This window comes from Paucibacter sediminis, assembly GCF_030254645.1.
In the GTDB taxonomy this organism is placed as follows: Bacteria; Pseudomonadota; Gammaproteobacteria; order Burkholderiales; family Burkholderiaceae_C; genus Paucibacter_B; species Paucibacter_B sediminis.
In genome coordinates, this window is the sequence record NZ_CP116346.1 from 3,326,998 (window position 1) to 3,344,814 (window position 17,817).

General features: G+C 65.8%; 18 protein-coding genes. 13 read left to right on the forward strand and 5 right to left on the reverse strand.

The genetic code is table 11. The annotated features are described in order from the left end of the window. Nucleotides 1-56: 56 nt before the first annotated feature. The 5 genes from fliS to PFX98_RS15440 all read right to left on the reverse strand — a co-directional run bounded on the left by fliS (nt 57) and on the right by PFX98_RS15440 (nt 5,339). The gene (gene fliS / locus PFX98_RS15420; RefSeq protein WP_285231371.1) at nt 57-425 is read right to left on the reverse strand and encodes a flagellar export chaperone FliS; all 369 of its coding nucleotides are present in this window, start codon (nt 423-425) and stop codon (nt 57-59) included. Nucleotides 426-651: 226 nt separating this feature from the next. Beyond that, a complete protein-coding gene (gene fliD, locus PFX98_RS15425; RefSeq protein ID WP_285231372.1) occupies nt 652-2,061 on the reverse strand; it encodes a flagellar filament capping protein FliD in 1,410 nt (469 codons plus the stop codon). A 120-nt stretch (nt 2,062-2,181) separates the two neighbouring features. Next, a complete protein-coding gene (locus tag PFX98_RS15430) occupies nt 2,182-3,051 on the reverse strand; it encodes a flagellin N-terminal helical domain-containing protein (protein ID WP_285231373.1) in 870 nt (289 codons plus the stop codon). 218 nt (nt 3,052-3,269) lie between these two features. Beyond that, entirely contained in the window at nt 3,270-4,115 is an 846-nt protein-coding gene (locus PFX98_RS15435) for a flagellin N-terminal helical domain-containing protein (RefSeq protein ID WP_285231374.1), read from the reverse strand. A 384-nt stretch (nt 4,116-4,499) separates the two neighbouring features. Then, the gene (locus PFX98_RS15440; protein WP_285231375.1) at nt 4,500-5,339 is read right to left on the reverse strand and encodes a flagellin N-terminal helical domain-containing protein; all 840 of its coding nucleotides are present in this window, start codon (nt 5,337-5,339) and stop codon (nt 4,500-4,502) included. Between the two features lie 664 nt (nt 5,340-6,003). On the opposite strand from PFX98_RS15440, the gene PFX98_RS15445 reads away from it, so the two are divergent. The 13 genes from PFX98_RS15445 (at nt 6,004) to flhF (ending at nt 17,815) form a co-directional block, all read left to right on the forward strand. After that, on the forward strand, nt 6,004-6,531 hold the full coding sequence (locus PFX98_RS15445) for a hypothetical protein (protein WP_285231376.1): 528 nt from the start codon (nt 6,004-6,006) through the stop codon (nt 6,529-6,531). A 205-nt stretch (nt 6,532-6,736) separates the two neighbouring features. Continuing rightward, complete coding sequence (gene flhD / locus PFX98_RS15450; protein ID WP_285231377.1) at nt 6,737-7,060, forward strand: flagellar transcriptional regulator FlhD; 324 nt, start codon at nt 6,737-6,739, stop codon at nt 7,058-7,060. Nucleotides 7,061-7,093: 33 nt separating this feature from the next. Continuing rightward, nucleotides 7,094-7,630: a flagellar transcriptional regulator FlhC gene (gene flhC, locus PFX98_RS15455; RefSeq protein WP_285231378.1), complete on the forward strand. Its 537-nt coding sequence runs from the start codon at nt 7,094-7,096 to the stop codon at nt 7,628-7,630. Nucleotides 7,631-7,910: 280 nt separating this feature from the next. Continuing rightward, complete coding sequence (gene flhD, locus PFX98_RS15460) at nt 7,911-8,234, forward strand: flagellar transcriptional regulator FlhD (RefSeq protein WP_285231379.1); 324 nt, start codon at nt 7,911-7,913, stop codon at nt 8,232-8,234. A gap of 33 nt (nt 8,235-8,267) precedes the next feature. Continuing rightward, complete coding sequence (flhC, locus tag PFX98_RS15465) at nt 8,268-8,804, forward strand: flagellar transcriptional regulator FlhC (RefSeq protein WP_285231378.1); 537 nt, start codon at nt 8,268-8,270, stop codon at nt 8,802-8,804. Between the two features lie 18 nt (nt 8,805-8,822). Then, nucleotides 8,823-9,590 (forward strand): class I SAM-dependent methyltransferase, encoded by a 768-nt coding sequence (locus PFX98_RS15470; RefSeq protein WP_285231380.1) that lies wholly within the window; start codon nt 8,823-8,825, stop codon nt 9,588-9,590. A gap of 234 nt (nt 9,591-9,824) precedes the next feature. Continuing rightward, on the forward strand, nt 9,825-10,682 hold the full coding sequence (gene motA / locus PFX98_RS15475) for a flagellar motor stator protein MotA (protein WP_285231381.1): 858 nt from the start codon (nt 9,825-9,827) through the stop codon (nt 10,680-10,682). A 10-nt stretch (nt 10,683-10,692) separates the two neighbouring features. Beyond that, the gene (motB, locus tag PFX98_RS15480; protein WP_285231382.1) at nt 10,693-11,649 is read left to right on the forward strand and encodes a flagellar motor protein MotB; all 957 of its coding nucleotides are present in this window, start codon (nt 10,693-10,695) and stop codon (nt 11,647-11,649) included. Between the two features lie 27 nt (nt 11,650-11,676). Beyond that, a complete protein-coding gene (gene cheY, locus PFX98_RS15485; RefSeq protein WP_285231383.1) occupies nt 11,677-12,069 on the forward strand; it encodes a chemotaxis response regulator CheY in 393 nt (130 codons plus the stop codon). 23 nt (nt 12,070-12,092) lie between these two features. After that, on the forward strand, nt 12,093-12,728 hold the full coding sequence (locus PFX98_RS15490; RefSeq protein ID WP_285231384.1) for a protein phosphatase CheZ: 636 nt from the start codon (nt 12,093-12,095) through the stop codon (nt 12,726-12,728). Nucleotides 12,729-12,891: 163 nt separating this feature from the next. Further along, the gene (locus PFX98_RS15495) at nt 12,892-14,070 is read left to right on the forward strand and encodes an EscU/YscU/HrcU family type III secretion system export apparatus switch protein (RefSeq protein WP_285231385.1); all 1,179 of its coding nucleotides are present in this window, start codon (nt 12,892-12,894) and stop codon (nt 14,068-14,070) included. Continuing rightward, complete coding sequence (flhA, locus tag PFX98_RS15500; protein WP_285231386.1) at nt 14,067-16,166, forward strand: flagellar biosynthesis protein FlhA; 2,100 nt, start codon at nt 14,067-14,069, stop codon at nt 16,164-16,166. Before PFX98_RS15495 ends, flhA begins: the two co-directional genes overlap by 4 nt. Continuing rightward, nucleotides 16,163-17,815, forward strand: a complete 1,653-nt coding sequence (flhF, locus tag PFX98_RS15505; protein WP_285231387.1) for a flagellar biosynthesis GTPase FlhF — start codon at nt 16,163-16,165, stop codon at nt 17,813-17,815. The genes flhA and flhF overlap by 4 nt, the downstream gene beginning before the upstream one ends. Nucleotides 17,816-17,817 lie beyond the last annotated feature (2 nt).

The following is a 17,817-nucleotide window of genomic DNA, read 5'->3' on the forward strand; positions in this document are numbered from 1 at the left end:
CGCGACATCCGCTTCAATGCGAGGTTTCATGGGGTGCTGTTTGGCTGTGTTGCGCTTCATGCGGCGGCCTTGTCGCCGATCGCGTTCCAGGCTTCGCGCACCGGTTGCAGCAGGTTCTGTGCTTCTTCGATCGCGGCCATGTCGCCATGCAGATTGGCATGGGTGAGGCGCATGCAGATATAGGCGTAGAGGTCGCGCAGGTCGATGGCCAGGTTACCGGCCTCGAGGTTGAGCGCGGCCTTCAGGCCCTCATCGAGGATGCGCACCGCGCGGCTGAGCGAACGGTTCTTCAATTCGGTGTTGCCGGTCTGGATCGCGCCGCGGGCCTGGGCCATGGCGTCGAAGGCGCCGTCGAACAGCATGCTGACGAGGCGGTGCGGGCTGGCGCTGAAGACATCGGTCTCCACGCCGACCCGGCTGTACATCGTGCTGGCCCGTTGCGTGCGCGATGCGAAGGGAGATGCGTTTCCGTACATGATTCAGACATCCAAGTGGGCCGTGTTGAATCAGTTTTCGGCGCCCCGCGGGGGAACTTGAGCCACCCTTGCGGGGGGAGAGCCGGGCTTTTCGCGGCAAGCTGTATCCAGATGCAAGCGCCGAAATGACAAGAGCCGCCCCTGCGGGCGGCTCTGGCTCGGCAGCGCTGCGGATTCAGAGCTTGGCGAGCTGCTGGGTGACGTAGTTGCCCAGGCTGTTGAGCTTGCTCATGCTCTGGTCCAGCGCGGTGTACTGGGCGCGCAGGCGCTTCTCGGTCAGGCTGACGCGGTCTTCCAGCGCGCTCTGGCGCTTGCTGTTGTCGTTGATGCTGGCCTGGATGCCGGCCTGGCGGGCGGTGATGCGGCCGTCCACCCCCAGCACATCGTCGGCAAAGCGCCGCAGCCGCTGCGACAGGCCATCGTTGCTGGGGTCGCCGGCGTCGAGGCCCTTGAACAGCTGCTTCAGGCCGTCGAGGTTGTTGGCGGCCTTGTCGAGCTTGCTGCCGTCCACCTTGAGGCTGCCGTCGGTGCCCAGGCTCACGCCGATGTCGGAGAGGCGCGTGAGGCTGCCGCCCAGGGTGGTCGAGCCCGAGATGATGCCGCGCAGCTGCGACTGCAGGCCCAGCAAGGTGTTGTCGCCCTGCAGGGTGCCGGCGGTCTTGTTGGTGGCGTCGTACTTGGTCTGATCGCGGATGTACTGGGCCACGCCGTTGTAGGCGGTGACGAAGTCGTTGATGACCTTCTTGACGCTCTCCTTGTCCTGCGTCACGGTGATGTTGACGTCGGCGCTGGTGGTCTTCAGCAGCGTGATGCTGATGCCGTCGATGGCTTCCTTGAGCGTGTTGCTCTGCGACTCCACCTCGATGCCGTTGAGCGTGGCCTTGGCGTTCTGCGCCTTCAGCTTCTCGGTCATCGAGCTGATGCCCGCCGAGGGGTCGTAGGCGAGGGCGGCCAGGCCGGCGTCGCCGTTGACGCTGACGCGGAAGGAGTTCTCGGCGCCGCTGTCGGTGGCGCGCATCACCAGGCGCGAGCCATTCGTGTCGGTCACCACCGAGGCCACCACGCCGGCCTTGGCGGCGTTGATCTTGTCGCGGATCTGGTTGAGCTGGTCCTCGCCCGCGCCGATCGGGATGTCGATCGCGGTCTTGTCGGGCTTGGCCGTGAAGGCGGTCTCGTCGGCGTTCCAGCTGCCGATCTCGATGGTGATGGTGCCGGTGCCCACCGAGGTGCTGCCCGAGGCATAGGCGGTGCTGCTGACCAGGGTTTGCGAGGCGGCCAGCTGCGACACCGCCACCGCAAAGCTGCCGGGCAGGGTGCCGCCACCGGCACTGGCGGTGACCGAGGCCGCGTCGCTCGAGCTGGTCAGATTGGCCGCCCAGGTGTCGACGTTGTTGAGCTTGGAGGCGGCGTCGCGCAGCGTCGCCATATTGCTCTGCAGCTTGCCGTAGGCGGAAAGCTGGGTCTTCAGCCCGTCCGCCGACTTCTGCAGCTGCGTGATGGGCGTGCGCTCATTGGCGACCAGCTTGGTGATGAGTGATTCAACATCGAGGCCGCTGCCGATGCCGGCTGAGGTGATGGCAGTCATGTCGGGCTCCTCGTCCGAGAGGGTCTATCAGGTGCTATTCGGCAGCGGACCCAAAAACTGAAGGCGACCAAGGTGTAAAACCCGGGTCGCCCGCTCATTCGGTCTTGTATCGCTGCCGCGTCAACCGCCGCGCAGCAACTGCAAGACCTGCTGCGGCAGCTGGTTGGCCTGGGCCACCATGGCATTGCCGGCCTGCTGCAGGATTTGCGAGCGGCTCATGGCCGAGGTTTCCTGCGCGAAGTCGGCGTCCATGATGCGGCTGCGTGCGGCCATCTGGTTCTCGTGCGCCACCTGCAGATTGGCGATCACGGCGTCGAAGCGGTTCTGCGAGGCGCCCAGCGTGGCACGCTCCTCGTTGATCTTGTTGAGCGCCGCGTCGATGTTCGCCACCACGGTGGCGATGGTGGTCGGGTCGGAGGTGTTGTCGATCACCGCGCGGCCGGCGCCGCTGATGTCGGTGCCCGCCACCGTGGTGACCAGGGGCTCCAGCGTCAGATCGGGCGTGGTGACGACGATCTCGTCATTGGCGGTGGTGTTGGCGCCGACCTGGAAGGTCTGCGAGCCGGCACCCGAACCCAGCACGAACTTGCCGTTGAAGCTGGTGCCGCCCAGCACGCGCTGGATTTCCTTGGCCAGCTCGCCGAACTCCTTGTCCAGCGAATCCTTGTCGCCGTTGGAGTTGGTGGCGTTGCGGGCCTGGATCGCCAGTTCACGCATGCGCTGCAGCGCGTCGGTCACCTTGCCCAGCGCACCTTCCGAGGTCTGCGCCAGCGAGATGCCGTCGTTCGCATTGCGTATCGCCACGCTCATGCCGCGAGCCTGCGAATTCATGCGTTCGGCGATCGCCAGGCCGGCGGCATCGTCCTTGGCGGAATTGACACGCAAACCCGACGACAGCCGTTGCATCGACGTGCTCAGCGCTGACTGAGACATGTTCAGATTGCGCTGCGCGTTGAGCGATGCAATGTTGGTATTGATGGTCTGGGGCATTTGAGCACTCCTACAGATATCCGGTCTCCGGAAGTCGCCTTCCGAAAGGGCTCCGGTGGTTCCGGATCTCGGGCCAGAAATGCAAGCCCGATGGATTGGATTCTGCGAGTGCGCGCGCGCCGTGAAAGCTCAATTAGGAGGGGAAACCACGGCCAATAGAAAAGCTCCGCCACCGCGAATGCGGTGGGCGGAGCCAGGGACGGGGAGGCTTGCTTGCTTCAGCCGCCGCGCAGCAGGGTCAGGACTTGCTGGGGCAGTTGGTTGGACTGCGCCACCATCGCGTTGCCGGCCTGCTGCAGGATCTGCGCGCGGCTCAGGTTGGCGGTCTCGGAGGCGAAGTCGGCATCCATGATGCGGCTGCGTGCGGCGCTCTGGTTTTCCACCGCCACCATCAGGTTGGAGATCACGGCGTCGAAGCGGTTCTGCGAGGCACCCAGGGTGGCGCGCTCGGTGCTGACGTTCTTGATCGCGGTGTCGATGTTGTCGATGATGGTGGCCAGGGCCGCGGCGTCGGAGGTGTTGTCCAGCGTCGCGCCGGTCACGGCGGTGATGTCGGCCTCGGCCGTCATGTCCTTGGTGACCACGTCGACCACGTCGTTGGCGGTGGTGTTGGCACCGATCTGGAAGGTCTGCGTGCCCGAATCGGCGGCCAGGATGGCCTTGCCGTTGAAGGTGGTGCCGGCGATCACGCGGGTGATCTCGGTGGCCAGCTGGGCGAATTCCTTGCCCAGCGAATCCTTGTCGTCGCCGGTATTGGTGGCGTTGCGGGCCTGCACCGAGAGTTCACGCATGCGCTGCAGCGCGTCACCCACCTTGGAGAGTGCGCCTTCAGCGGTCTGCGCCAGCGAGATACCGTCGTTGGCATTGCGGATCGCCACATTCATGCCGCGTACTTGGGTGTTCATGCGCTCGGCAATCGCCAGGCCGGCCGCATCGTCCTTGGCCGAGTTGACGCGCAAGCCGGACGACAGGCGCTGCATCGACGTACCCAGCGACGATTGCGACGCAGACAGATTGCGTTGGGCATTCAGCGACTGGATGTTGGTATTGATGATCGAGGGCATGATTCAATCCTTTCGGTGTCAAAGACTTCCGGTCTTTACGGTTCGATAACCAGGCCGCTTGGCAGCTGACCTTGCCAGCAACACCACCGCACCATTGCCGTGTGTTGCACCGTCCGCGTCCTGTCCCGATGCCCGCCTGGATTGGCGTTGGCGCTCGGGGCCGGCTGACCGGACCACGGTCCTTTCACTTGCTTGGACTCGTTGAAGCAGTTATCGACGACACCTGGATTGACTTGAATCCTTTTTGACTAGAAGACGCCACCCGGGTGGGCTCTTGCGAGCTGCCGGGCGGCGTTTCAAGGGGCTTGTGCTGGGGGTTTGAAGCTATCCGCTTGTTGGTTGATAGCCGCGGGGGTACTCAAGGCCAGCGGGGCTGGCCAGCTTTCATCGAAGAAGCGTGAGGACTTGCTGCGGCAACTGGTTGGCCTGGGCAATCATCGCGTTGCCTGCCTGTTGCAGGATCTGCGAGCGGCTCAGGTTGGCCGTTTCCACCGCGAAGTCGGCGTCCAGGATGCGGCTGCGTGCGGCGCTCTGGTTTTCCACCGAGATCTGCAGATTGGAGATCACGGCGTCGAAGCGGTTCTGCGAAGCGCCCAGCGAAGAGCGTTCCACGCTGACGTTCTTGATCGCGGTATCGATGTTGTCGATGATGGTCGCGATCGCAGCGGCGTCGGAGCCGTTGTTCAGCGTGGCACCGGTCACCGCGGTGATGTCGGCCTCGGCCGTCATGTCCTTGGTGACCACGTCCACCACGTCGTTGGCGGTGGTGTTGGCACCGATCTGGAAGGTCTGCGTGCCCGAGGCACCGGCCAGGATGGCGCGGCCGTTGAAGGTGGTGCCGCCCAGCACGCGGGTGATTTCCGCCGCCAGCTGCGAGAACTCCTTGCCCAGCGAGTCCTTGTCGTCACCGGTGTTGGTGGCGTTGCGGGCCTGCACCGACAGCTCACGCATGCGCTGCAGGCTGTCGCTCACCTTGGAGAGCGCGCCTTCAGCGGTCTGCGCCAGCGAGATGCCGTCGTTGGCATTGCGTTGCGCCACGTTCATGCCGCGCACCTGGGCGGTCATGCGTTCGGCAATGGCCATGCCGGCGGCGTCGTCCTTGGCCGAATTGACACGCAGGCCCGAAGACAGGCGTTGCATGGCCGTGGCCAGCGAGTTCTGGGTGGCGGAGGTGTTGCGCTGCGCAGTGATGGACAGCAGGTTGGTATTGATAACAGCGGGCATGATGCGCTCCTATTCAGCTTTAAAAGACTCCCGGCATAGCGCCGACGTGACTCGGATGCCCGGGTGTGGCACCCGTGCTTGCGACCCTTGCGGCCTTGCGGCCATGGGGGACGTACCGCCCGGCGCTAGTCAACCGTTGTGCCCTGCACCCCCCAGGGGGAGCTCAACTTGCGGCCTTCTAACCGGACCACGAATCTGTTTTTGCAGACCCGTTGGAATGGCTATCGGACAGCGCAAGTAGGAACTTAAGCGCTGTTTGTCAATAGGCTCGATCGGTTGATAAGCGCGGCACTTGGGGGCTTGTTGTCTGGATCGGTTTTTGCGCGTGGCGCAAATCCGTTCAACAGGCGCCGGTGGCGCTGGGCATGGGGCTGGCTGAGTCTTGCTGGGTTCCTGTCGGTCTTTCCTGTTGCTGAATAAGAGCCGGTGCCGGGCCTGGGGCCTGCCGCCGCGCTCTGTACAGGATTTCGACGCGCCGGCCGGCTTGCATGTTTGGAGATGCGGCGCGTGGACCGTGCTTTTCCAACGAATGATCGTGCGACCCGACCCTAAAGTCTGCGCAACTGGAGTCGATACGCGAGCGCGTCTCGATTGATCCAGCGATTGATTGGTTCAGGCGGAGCGCCCCATGCGTCCCGCATTGGCGATGTCTGGAGTGATCACCATGAAGATGCACACGCAAACAAGCAGCCCGCGATTCCAAGCCATGCCCGCCCAGATGGCGGAGGCCTTGACCGACGCCGCCACCGGCGACGAGGCCCAGCGCTCGAGTGAGGCGCTGATGCTGCTGACGCAGGCGCGCAATGCCGCGTTTGCCGAGGCCGCCGAGGGGCGCGTCGGGCGCGGGCTGAGCCTGCTGAGCCAGGCCCTGGAGCATGAACCTCTCAGTCACGAGCTGCTGAGCGATATGGCGGCGCTGCTGCTGAGCGCGGGCGAGCTGGCGCATGCCGCCACCCATGCCTACCGGGCACTGGAGCTCACGCCCGACCATGGCGCTAGCCTCTACACCCTGGGCTTTGCGATGTCCGGCCTGGGCGAATACGCGGCCGCCATCGAAGCCCTGCAGACCTTGCTCCAGGGCCCTGCGCTGGCCAACCTGATGCAGGAGGCGCCCGATCTGCTGCCGCTGGTGCAGATCGAGCTGCAGCGCCTGCAGGCGCTCGGCGACAGCAGCGTACGTTCGGCCGCCTGAGCGCGCCGCCCATGGGGCGCGCCGCCCGCGGCGGCCGCGCGACCCGCTGACCGGCCATGGGGCCGGTGTAGGTGTTTGCCTGACAAGCACCCTGGAAAAACCGGGACTTCAGTCACCGAATTGGGCTGATGTCGTGAACTTGTTTGCGTCCACACAATCCGTTTCACGTTGAAACGAGAGCTGAACAGCGCAACAGGAGTCCGACATGAATGCAGACCAAATCCTCACCGAGATCCGCGAAGCCAATCTGTCCTACCTGATGCTGGCGCAAAGCCTCATCCGTGCCGACCGTGAGCAAGCGCTGTTCCGCCTCGGCATCTCGGAGGACACCGCCGCGCTGCTCAACACCCTGAGCCCGGCTCAAATCATGAAGATCGCCAGCGGCAACACCTTGCTGTGCCGCTTCCGCATGGATGACGACCTGGTCTGGGGTCTGCTCACCAGCCATGGCAAGCCGGCCGCGAACGACAGCGTCTCGCGTCTGCACGCCAGCATCCTGATGGCCGGCCGCCACCAAGAAGCCGCCTGAGCCCCACCACAAGAACAAGCCGGAGCAGCCACCATGCGAGTCAAGAGCATCCTTACCGAAGCCCGTCAGATCGAACGTGCCGTGACCCTGATCAACCTGGGCGCGCGCCTGCAGGTGCTGGAGTCGGAGACGGATCTCTCGTATGAGCGCCTGCTGCGTCTGTACAAGGAAGTCTCGGGCAAGAGCCCCAGCAAGGGCCAGCTGCCGTTCTCGACCGACTGGTTCATGACCTGGCAGCCCAATATCCACGCCTCGCTGTTCCTGAACATGCACGAGTACCTGAACAAGGTGGCGGAGATGGACGAGATCGACACCGTCATCAAGGCCTACCAGCTCTATCTGGAGCAGACCCAGGCGCAGGGCCTGGAGGCGCTGCTGTCGGTGACGCGCGCCTGGCGCCTGGTGAAGTTTGTGGACAACGGCATGCTGACCATGACCAAGTGCGGCAAGTGCGGCGGCCACTTCGTGACGCATCCGCACGAGATCGCGCGCCACTATGTGTGCGGCTTGTGCAACCCGCCCGCACGTGCCGGCAAGGGTCGCGCCCAAGGCGCCATCCAGATGCACTGAATCCGGACCGAGCTCAGGCCCCGCGGCCTGAGCGACGCCGGATGAAGGCCCGAGCGCCTGCATGCGCGTGGGCTGAAAAGCAGACGCTCTCGGTTCAGAAAAGCCCGGCTTGTCCGGGCTTTTTTGCGTCGCTTGCGGGGCTTGTAGGAATTTGCCTGACAAGCGAATGGGAAGAAGCGGGACTCAATGCACCGAACTGGCCTGATGTTGTGAACTTGTTCGGCTCTTCACAATCCGTATCACGTTGATACCCCAACCGCTGATGCGAACGGAGACAGACATGCAAGCCGACCAAATCCTCACCGAGATCCGTGAAGCCAATCTGTCCTACCTGATGTTGGCACAGACCCTGATCCGCCAAGATCGCGAACAAGCCCTGTTCCGCCTGGGTATCTCGGAAGACACCGCCGCGCTGCTCAACACCCTGAGCCCGGCCCAGATGATGAAGATCGCCGCCGGCAACACCTTGCTGTGCCGCTTCCGCATGGACGACGACCTGGTCTGGGGCCTGCTCACCAGCCATGGCAAGCCGGCCGCGAACGACAGCGTCTCGCGTCTGCATGCATCCATCCTGATGGCCGGCCGCCATCAAGAAGCAGCCTGAGCCCCAGAACAAGAACACCCCGGAGCAGCCACCATGCGAGTCAAGAGCATCCTCACCGAAGCCCGTCAGATCGAACGTGCCGTGACCCTGATCAACCTGGGCGCGCGCCTGCAGGTGCTGGAGTCGGAGACGGATCTCTCGTATGAGCGTCTGCTGCGTCTGTACAAGGAAGTCTCGGGCAAGAGCCCCAGCAAGGGCCAACTGCCGTTCTCGACCGACTGGTTCATGACCTGGCAGCCCAATATCCATGCCTCGCTGTTCCTGAACATGCACGAGTACCTGAACAAGGTGGCGGAGATGGACGAGATCGACACCGTCATCAAGGCCTACCAGCTCTATCTGGAGCAGACCCAGGCCCAGGGCCTGGAGGCGCTGCTGTCGGTGACGCGTGCCTGGCGCCTGGTGAAGTTCGTGGACAACGGCATGCTGACCATGACCAAGTGCGGCAAGTGCGGCGGCCACTTCGTGACGCATCCGCACGAGATCGCGCGCCACTATGTGTGCGGCCTGTGCAACCCGCCCGCACGTGCCGGCAAGGGCCGCGCCCAGGGCGCCATCCAGATGCATTGAACGGCAAGCGTGCCCGCCTTGCCCATCTCCGCTGCCACCGGCTTGGCCCCGCGCCTGGCCTGGCTGTTGCGCTGGCCGCTGCCGGCGCTGCTGAGCTGGGCCGGCAGCTGGGCCGTCTATCTGCTGCTGCGCCCCTGGCAGGCCACGCTGGCCATGGCGGGGGCGGTGCTGCTGGGGCTGGCGCTGGCCTTGCCTCATGGCCCGCGCTGGCGCCGCCTGATGGTGGCCGGCGGCTTTCCGCTCTCCTTGCTGCTCAGCAGCCCCGGCCTGAGCCTGCCCGGCTGGGGCTGGCTGGCGGCCCTGGCGCTGCTGGTGCTGGCCTATCCGCGCCGTGCCTGGCAGGATGCGCCATTGTTTCCGACCCCGCACGCCGCCCTGCAAGATCTGCCGGCGCGGATTGCGCTGCGCCCCGACGCCCTGGTGCTGGATGCTGGCTGCGGCGTCGGCGATGGCCTGCGCGCCCTGCGCCGCGCCTATCCCGCTGCGCGCATCCATGGCGTGGAGTGGAGCCGGCCCTGGGCCTGGTTGGCGGCGCTGCGATGCCCCTGGGCCACGGTGCGGCGCGGCGACATGTGGGCCGAGGACTGGAGCGGCTTTGCGCTCGTCTATCTGTTCCAGCGCCCGGAGTCGATGCCGCGCGCCTGGGCCAAGGCCTGCCAAGAAATGCACGCCGGCAGCATCCTTGTGAGTCTGGACTTTGCAATCCCCGGCGTCGCACCATATGCTCAACTGCAAGCCGGCAGCGCGCGCCGCCTCTGGGTCTACCAGTTGCCGGCGCGGCCTTGAACACTTTCTTGCTTGTCTCCTCCTAGCACAGCCTCTGTGCTTTGCGGCGGTTCCCCGAGTTGGGACCCGCCGTTTTCTTTTATGGGGCGAATGCCCCGGTGTTGATCGCATTGGGCCCGGTGCCGCGCGGCACACTCAAGCGCAGGGATTTCGGGCCGATAAGGCAGGGAATCGACCATCCGCGCGGCTCCAGCTGTTGCCGCAGCGGCCGGGTAACCCCATAGGCCACAACTCATGTTCGTAATCATCGGCTGGGCCATCGCCATGGCCTGCATCTTCGGTGTGTTCATCGCGCACGGTGGCAATATCGGCGTGGTGCTGCACGCCTTGCCCTTCGAGATGACCACCATCTTCGGCGCGGCCATCGGTGCGATGCTGGCCACCAACCCGATGAAGACCATGAAGGCCACGGCCAAGGGCCTGGGCGACTGCTTCAAGGGCAGCAAGTACACCAAGGCGCGCTATATGGAGCTGCTGGCCTTGCTCTACGACATCCTGCAGAAGGCCCGCAAGGAGGGCCTGATGTCGATCGAGAAGGATGTCGAGGACCCGCACAGCTCGCCGCTGTTCCAGAAATATCCGGCGGTGGGCAATGACCACCATGTGGCCGAGTTCATCACCGACTACCTGCGCATGATGGTGTCGGGCAATCTGAACGCGCACGAGATCGAATCGCTGATGGACAGCGAGATCGAGACCCATCATCACGAGGCCCATGCCGCGGTGCAGGCCCTGCAACGCCTCGCCGGCGGCCTGCCGGCCTTCGGCATCGTGGCCGCGGTGCTGGGCGTGGTGAATACCATGGGTTCGGTGGGCCAACCGCCCGCGGTGCTGGGCGGCATGATCGGCTCGGCCCTGGTGGGTACCTTCCTGGGCATTCTGCTGGCCTACGCCTTTGCCGAGCCGCTCGCCGGCCTGCTGGAGTCCAAGGTGGACGAGGGCGGCAAGGAGCTGCAATGCATCAAGACCACCTTGCTGGCCTCCATGCAGGGCTACGCACCCCAGGTGGCGATCGAGTTCGGCCGCAAGGTGCTGTACTCCACCGAGCGCCCGACCTTCATCGAGCTCGAAACGCACGTGAAGAAGAAGTAGGCACCAGGCCATGGCCGGCGACGCAAAAAAGCTCCAACCCATCATCATCAAGCGCGTCAAGAAGGGCGGCCATGCCGCCCATGGCGGCGCCTGGAAGATCGCCTATGCGGACTTCGTGACGGCCATGATGGCCTTCTTCCTGCTGATGTGGCTGCTGGGCTCCACCACCGACGGCGACAAGAAGGGCATTGCCGACTATTTCTCCTCGCCGCTGAAGGTGTCGATGGCCGGCGGCTCGGGCTCCGGCGATGCCTCGCATGTGGTGAAGGGCGGGGGCCTGGATCTGACCCGCCAGGGCGGCCAGGTCAAGTCCGGCGATGTCGAGGCGCGCCGCCACACCGTCAATCTGCGCGCGCTCAAGGAAGAGCAGCGCCGCGCCGAGCGCACCCGGCTCGAGCAGCTCAAGGACAAGGTCAAGGAAGTGCTGGCCAACAACCCGAAGCTGGCGGCGCTGGGTGGCCAGATCCGCCTGGACATGACCAAGGAGGGCTTGCGCATCCAGATCGTGGACGAGAACAACCGCCCCATGTTCGACAGCGGCAGCGCGGTGGTGAAGCCCTATATGCGCGAGCTGCTGCGCGAGCTCGGCAATGTGCTCACCGAGGTGCCGAACCGCCTCACCATCGAAGGCCACACCGACGCCGTGCCCTTCCCTGAGGGCCATCGCGGCTACAGCAACTGGGAGCTCTCGGCCGACCGCGCCAATGCCTCGCGGCGCGAACTGGTGGCCGGTGGCCTGGCGGATGCGCGCATGCTGCGCGTGCAAGGGCTGGCGTCGAGCAAGCTGCTCGAACCCAAGAACCCCGAGGGCGCGCTGAATCGGCGCATTTCCATCATCGTGATGAACCGGGACGCCGAGGATGCCGTGCTGAAAAACGTGACGGATGAGGAGGAAGAGGGCGCCGATGCACCACAAGCCGCCGCCTCCGCTAATAATGGCTCAAGTTCTCCAGCCACGACCCGATAAGACCCTCTAGCCCCTGCGAGGAATGCCATGAGCACTGACATGAAATTTCTGATCGTCGATGACTTCTCGACCATGCGCCGTATCGTGCGCGGTCTGCTGAAGGAGATCGGCTACAACAACGCCGAAGAGGCTGAGGATGGCGTGGAAGCGCTGAACATGCTGAAGCAGTCGAAGTACGACTTCGTGGTCAGCGACATCAACATGCCCAATATGACGGGCTTCGAACTGCTCAAGGCCATCAAGGAAGATCCCAATCTGAAGCATCTGCCGGTGCTGATGGTGACGGCCGAGGCCCGCAAGGAAGACATCGTGCTGGCGGCCCAGAGCGGCGCGGCCGGCTATATCGTCAAGCCCTTCACCAAGGCCACCCTGGAAGAAAAAGTCCAGAAGATCATGCAAAAGCTGGCCGCCGCGGCCTGAACCCTTTCTTCCAGGAGCCTCTTATGAAAATGGAAGAACTGGCCAAGCTGCATACCGGCACCGACCCGCTGACGGTTTCGCCCGAGGTGTTCCAGCAGATCGGCACCATCACGCGCGTGCTGCACGACACCATGCAGCAGCTCGGCGTGATGCCCAAGCTGCAGGTGGCCACCGACGGCCTGCCCGATGCGCGCAGCCGCCTGAGCTATATCGCCACCAAGACGGCCGAGGCCGCCAACAAGGTGCTGAACTCGGTCGACCAGGCCAAGGCCGAGCATGCCCGCATCACCTCGGCCACCGCCGAGATGGCCAAGGCCATCACCGCCGACCCGGTCAAGGCGGTGGCGAGCGGCGCGGTGTTCAATTTCGTCAAGCAGGTGGAGTCGTCCACCTCGCATATCGACCAGCATCTGACCGACATCATGATGGCGCAGGACTTCCATGACCTCACCGGTCAGGTGGTCGCCAAGGTCGTGACCCTGGCCAATGATCTGGAAGACAGCCTGGTGAAGCTGCTGGTCTCGGTGGTGCCGCCCGAGCAGCGCGAGAAGGTGGACCCCAACATCCTGCAGGGCCCCGTGGTCAACCCCGAGGGGCGCACCGATGTGGTGAGCAACCAGGGCGAAGTGGACGATCTGCTCGCCAGCCTGGGTTTCTGATTTTCGACGGTTCCCGGAGCCCGCCGTGCGCAACGCCCGGCGGGCTCTGCTATTTGCCGTCCTGTCAGCACGAATGACAGGGCAAAAGCCCCCGCTTTTCTCGCTCAAGTTCCGGCCCTGAACGGCCAAGATGGCGGCACGCGCTTCTCGCGTGCATCCCGCCATGGCCGACCAAGACGCACAAGACAGAAACTTACCGGCCTCAGCCAAGAAGATCAAACGATCTCGGGCCGAGGGCCAGCTGCCGCGTTCGCGTGATCTGGTGCATTTCGCCATGATGGTCACCGCCGGCGTGATGCTCACCGCCGGCGCCCCGGAGGCGCTGGACTGGATGCAGCAACTGGTGCGCGAGGGCCTGCGCTTCGACGCGCAGCTGCTGGCGCGGCCGGGCTTCATGGGCGAGCGCCTTGCCGACTTGGGGCTGCGCGCCCTGCTGGTGATCTTGCCGGTGGGCGGGGTGCTGAGCCTGGCCGCGGTGGCCAGCAATCTGGCCCTGGGCGGCTGGAACATGACCTTCAAGCCGCTCACGCCGAAGTTCTCGCACCTCAACCCGATCGCCGGTCTGGGCCGGCTGTTCCAGTGGCAGGGCCTGGGCCAGGCGCTCAAGGCCTGCCTGCTGGCCCTGGTGCTGGGCGTGGTCGGCGCGCTGGTGCTGAAGGACCGCATTGCCGCCTACGTGGGCATCATGTCGGTGCCGCTGCCGGCGGCGCTGGCCTATGCGGGGCAGCAGCTGATGTCGGGCCTGGGCATGCTGGGCATCGCGCTGGCGCTGTTCGCCCTCATCGACGTGCCGCTGCAGTACCAGTCCTACATGAAGCGCCTGCGCATGTCCCGCGAGGAAGTGAAGCAGGAAATGAAGGAGGTCGAGGGCAATCTGGAGATGAAGGCCAAGATGCGCGCCAAGATGCGCGAGATGGCCAAGCGCCGCATGATGGCCGCCGTCCCCACCGCCGACCTGGTGGTGATGAACCCGACCCACTTCGCCGTCGCGCTGAAGTACGACGAGGCCAGCATGGCCGCACCCAAGGTGGTGGCCAAGGGGGCCGACACCCTGGCCTTCAAGATCCGCGATCTGGCCAAGGAATCCAAGGTGCCGGTGCTGCAGTCGCCGATGCTGGCGCGCGCGCTCTACGCCCATGCCGAGCTGGACCGCGAGATCCCGGCCGCGCTGTTTGCCGCGGTGGCCCAGGTGCTGGCCTATGTGTTCCAGCTGCGCGCCGCCATGGCCGGCCGCGGCACCGCGCCGCAGCAGCAGCCGAACCCGCATGTGCCGCCCGAGCTGGACCCCTTGAACAAGCCCGTTCCCATGAGCGACGACGACCTGGAGTTTGAACAAGCATGAACGCGCTGATCGCTCAACTGCAGGCCCTCCTGGGCCCCCGCGCCGCGGTCATCGGTGCCCTGGGTGCGCCGCTGGCGGTGATCCTGATCCTGTCGATGATGGTGCTGCCGCTGCCGCCCTTCGCGCTGGATCTGCTGTTCACCTTCAATATCGCGATGGCGGTGATGGTGATGATGGTGGCGGCGCATATGCTGCGCCCGCTGGACTTCGCCGCCTTCCCGACCGTGCTGCTGCTCACCACCCTGATGCGGCTCTCGCTCAACGTGGCCTCCACCCGCGTGGTGCTGCTGGAGGGCCATACCGGCACCGGCGCGGCCGGCAAGGTGATCGAGTCCTTCGGCCATTTCCTGATCGGCGGCAATTTCGCGGTCGGCCTGATCGTGTTCGCCATCCTGGTGGTGATCAACTTCATCGTCGTCACCAAGGGTGCCGAGCGCATCGCCGAGGTGGGCGCGCGCTTCACCCTGGACGCGATGCCAGGCAAGCAGATGGCGGTGGATGCCGACCTGAACGCGGGCCTGATCGACGAGAAGGAGGCCAAGCGTCGCCGCGCCGAGCTCAGCGACGAAGCCGACTTCTTCGGCTCCATGGACGGTGCCAGCAAGTTCGTGCGTGGCGACGCCGTGGCCGGCATCCTGATCCTCTTCATCAACATCGTCGGCGGCTTCATCATCGGCGTGGCCCAGCACGGCCTCACGGCCGGCCAGGCGGCCAATTCCTACATCCTGCTGGCCGTTGGTGACGCGCTGGTGGCCCAGGTGCCGGCGCTCTTGATCTCGGTGGCCGCCGCCATGGTGGTGTCGCGCGTCGGCAAGGACAAGGACATCGGCACCATGATCGGCCGCCAGGTGTTCGGCTCGGCCAAGAGCCTGGCCATCACCGCCGGCGTGATCGGCATGCTGGGCCTGATCCCGGGCATGCCGCATCTGGTGTTCCTGCTGATCGCATCCAGCATGGGCTACCTGGCCTGGTGGCTGCGCACCAAGCAGCAGGCCGCCGCCGCCCAGGCCAAGGCGCCGGCGCCGGTGGCCGTACCGATCGAGAACGCCGAGGCCAGCTGGGACGATCTGGTGCCGGTGGACACCCTGGGCCTGGAGGTCGGTTACCGCCTCATCACCCTGGTGGACAAGAACAAGGAGGGCGATCTGCTCTCTCGTATCAAGGGCGTTCGCCGCAAGTTCGCGCAGGAAGTCGGCTTTTTGCCGCCGGCCGTGCATATCCGCGACAACCTGGAGCTGCGCCCCAGCCAGTACCGCCTGACCCTGCGCGGCGCCGTCATCGGCGAGGCCGAGGCCTATCCCGGCATGTGGCTGGCGATCAACCCCGGCCACGCCACCCAGCGCCTGATCGGCACCCAGACCACCGATCCGGCCTTCGGCCTGCCGGCGGTGTGGATCGAAGACCGCCAGCGGGATATGGCCCAAATGGCGGGATTTACCGTGGTTGATTGTTCGACCGTGATTGCCACCCATCTCTCACACTTGATGCAAGTCCACGCGGCCCGTTTGCTGGGCCGGGTGGAGACGCAGCAACTGGTGGACCACCTCACCAAGCTGCAACCGCAACTGATCGAAGACGTGATACCCAAAATGGTCGGCATCGCTACCCTGCAACGAGTTCTCCAGCTGCTGCTGGAGGAGGGCGTGCACATCCGCGATATGCGCTCCATCGTCGAATCGATCGCCGAGAACGCGGCCGGCCCCGGCGCCATCAGCGACCCGGCCGAGCTGGCCCGCCGCATCCGCACCCATATCGCCCCGGCCATCGTGCAGCAGATCTATGGCCCGGTGAAGGAGCTGGACGTGATCGCGCTGGAACCCGAGCTGGAGCGCCTGGTGACCCAGGCCCTGAACTCGCCCCATGGCGCCGCGCTGGACCCCGGCGTGGCCGACACCCTGGCGCGCAGCGCCGCCGAGAACACCCAGGCCCAGGAAGAGCGCGGCGTGCCCGCCTGCCTGCTGGTGCCCGACCTGATCCGGGCGCCGATGGCGCGCCTGCTGCGCCGTGCTGCCCCGCGCCTGAAGGTGCTGGGCCATAGCGAAATTCCCGAAACCCACACGATACGCATCGGTTCGATCATCGGAGGCACGGCATGAATGTGAAGCGCTTTACCGCCCGCACCTCCCGCGAGGCCATGGCCCTGGTGCGCCAGGCTTTCGGTGACGACGCCGTGGTGCTCTCCAACAAGCCCTGCGCCGAAGGCGTGGAGGTGCTGGCGATGGCCCCCGAGGGCATGTCGCAGATCGAGCGCGTGGCCGCCACGGCACCGCGCGTCAGCAGCCCCAGCCGCGTCGCCGCGCGCCCGGCCCAGGCCCAGCCCCAGGCCCCCGCCGAAGCCCCGCGCGGCCGGCTCGCCGCCCGCCTGGCCGAGCGCCACGAGCCCGGCTTCGGCAACGAGGTCAACGAGGACGTGAACACGCTGGCGATGAGCACCTTGTCCTTCCAGGACTATGTGCGCGAGCGCATGCTCAAGCGCCGCCAGGCCGAGCTGCAGGGGCAGCAGGATCCGATGCTGGCCGACCCGATGCTGGACGATCGCGCCGCCGACCCGGTGGAGGCCGAGGGCGTCAGCTCGCTGGCCGCGCTCCGCCAGCAGCGCGCCCAGGCCGCCATGCAGGCCATGAATGCCCGCCGCGTCGACAGCAGCAGCGCGCCGCAGGCCGCTGCACCGCGCGTGCCGCCGGTGCTGCGCGACGAGATCCGCGTGCCCGATGTGCGCCAGGCCCTCACCGAGATGCCCAGCCTGTCGGACATCCCGAGCGCCTCGCGCCGCGACCAGCAGGACATGATGAACGAGCTGCGCTCGATGAAGGGCATGATCGAGGAGCGCTTTGGCGCCCTGGCCTTCATGGAGAAGCTGCAGCGCCAGCCGGCCCAGGCGCGCCTGACCCAGCGTCTGCTGGAAGTGGGCTTCTCGCCCGCCCTGGTGCGCAAGCTGGTGGAAGGCTGCCCGGCCCATCTGGCCGAGGATAAGACCGGCTCGCCCGACGAGAACCAATGGGCCGCCAATGTGCTGGCGCGCAATCTGCTCACCGACGAGGCGATGCCGGCGCTGGAAGAGCAGGGCGGGGTGTTCGCCATGATCGGTTCCACCGGCGTGGGCAAGACCACCACCACCGCCAAGATCGCCGCCGCCTTTGCCACCCGCCATGGCGCCGGCCAGCTGGGCCTGATCACGCTGGACGCCTACCGGGTCGGCGCGCACGAACAGCTGCGCGCCTACGGCCGCATCCTCGGCGTGCCGGTGCATACCGCGCATGACCGCGCCTCGCTGGAAGACCTGCTGGAGCTGCTCAGCGCCAAGAAGATGGTGCTGATCGACACCGCGGGCATGGCCCAGCGCGACACCCGCACCCGCGAGCTGCTGGACATGCTGGCCCACGCCAGCGTGAAGAAGATCCTGGTGGTGAATGCGGCCCAGCAGGGCGAGACCATCGACGACGTGGTGGCCGCCTGGCGTGCCAGCGAATGCCAGGGCGTGGTGCTCTCCAAGATCGACGAGGCCGTCAAGCTCGGCCCGGCGCTGGACACCATGATCCGCCACAAGCTGCGCATCATCGGCGTGGCCAATGGCCAGCGCGTGCCGGAAGACTGGCACCGCCTGTCGGCCCAGGCGCTGGTGCAGCGCGCCATGCGCAGCCAGCCCACCGCCGCCTGGCGCATGGACAACGCCGACGTGAATCTGATTTTTGCAGGGGGCCCCGCGCTGGCCACCGGCATCCCGGCCGCCATGGGCGTCCACTGAAC